The 1,635-nt window shown below is 49.8% G+C and carries 1 protein-coding gene and 1 pseudogene; both read right to left on the reverse strand.

From position 1 onward, the window contains the following. Positions 1-260: pseudogene (locus GO009_RS17305) on the reverse strand (selenocysteine lyase); the annotation flags it as partial. A 10-nt stretch (positions 261-270) separates the two neighbouring features. Continuing rightward, on the reverse strand, positions 271-1,635 hold a 1,365-nt coding region (locus GO009_RS17310; RefSeq protein WP_163627961.1), incomplete at its 5' end, for a protein-disulfide reductase DsbD.

Consider the following 1,635-nt stretch of genomic DNA (forward strand, 5'->3'; position numbering starts at 1 on the left):
GCCTCCATATAGAGATTGGAGGTCACTTTCCCCGTCTCGCTTGAATAGGAATGTGTATTGGCAAGATAGGGGCCCAGGTCATCCATGAGCTTCTCCTCTATGGGTCGGTATAACCTTCCGGTGGCGATCCAATCGGCATACAAAATTTTTTTGGTCCCATAAGGACTTTGAAAATATGTATCGTTTCCCACTACGCCTTCCTTGATGCCCTTAAAGTGTGACTCCAAGTTAATAGTTAAGTTGCTGTCCATGAGTTTCATACCAAATTCTTTATCGTTCAAAGTTTTCCAAACCAAGTTCCAACCACGATCCATACGCTTCTACATCCGGGGTGTAGCCCACGGGCTCATTGAGCTTTTCCCCTTCGTGGTCCACCAATACATAGTAGGGTTGGGCGTTGGCCCTGTATTCCCTGATCTGGAAATCGCTCCACTTATTTCCTATGGTCCTGATTCTTTTCCCCGTTGCCGCAGAAACATATTGCCGGTCCTCCGGTAGCTCACGTTTGTCATCCACATACAGCGAAACCAGTACCACCTCATTGTTGAGTATCTCCAATATCTGCGGTTCGCTCCATACCCGTTCCTCCATTTTTCTACAGTTCACACAGGCGTGCCCCGTAAAATCGATTAAAACAGGCTTGCCCACCTTTTTGGCATAGGCCATGCCCTTTTCGTAATCCTTGAAGGCCACAATGTCGTGCGGGCCATAAGTTGCCCCTTCGGGAAGAAGACCATTTGTAAATGACCCGCTACCCATCTTTGCATAGCCAACACCGTTCGGAGATTCACTGTAGTGCATGGGCGGTGGAAAACCACTGATTAACTTTAAGGGAGCGCCCCAAAGACCCGGGATTAGGTACAGCGCAAAGGACAGTGTCAACAACCCCAATCCGAGTCGCCCCACTGATATATGTTGAATCGGAGAATCATGGGGCAATCTTAGCTTCCCGAACAGGTACATGGCCAACGCTCCAAAAATGGCGATCCAAATGGCCAGGAACACTTCCCTTTCCAACCAGTGCAACTGCAACACCAGATCGGCGTTGGACAGGAACTTAAATGCCAGGGCCAATTCCAAAAAGCCCAGAAAGACCTTTACCGAATTCAGCCATCCCCCGGATTTGGGCAGGGAGTTAAGCCATCCGGGAAAAAGGGCAAAGAACATAAAGGGCAGCGCAAGTGCCAAGGAGAATCCGAGCATACCTATAATGGGCGCCATTCCCCCTTTGCTGGCCGCCTCGACCAATAGGGTCCCTACGATGGGGCCCGTACATGAAAAGGAAACAATGGCCAGGGCCAGGGCCATGAACAGGATACCAATGACACCGCCCTTGTCCGCTTGTTTGTCCACTTTGTTTGCCCATGTGTAGGGCAGTACGATCTCGAACGCCCCCAGGAAGGATGCCGCAAAAACGACAAGCAGTAAAAAAAAGATGAGATTGAACCATACATTGGTCGAAAGGGCGTTCAAGGAATCCGCACCGAAAACGGCGGTCACCAGTGATCCCAACACCACATAGATCAATACGATGGAGATACCATAAAAAACAGCGTTTTTGACCCCCTGCGCACGGTTCTTGCTCTGTTTGGTAAAGAAACTGACCGTCATGGGTATCATCGGGAACACACAGGG

Origin of the sequence: Allomuricauda sp. TY007 (genome assembly GCF_010468565.1) — a bacterium.
Lineage (GTDB): Bacteria > Bacteroidota > Bacteroidia > Flavobacteriales > Flavobacteriaceae > Flagellimonas.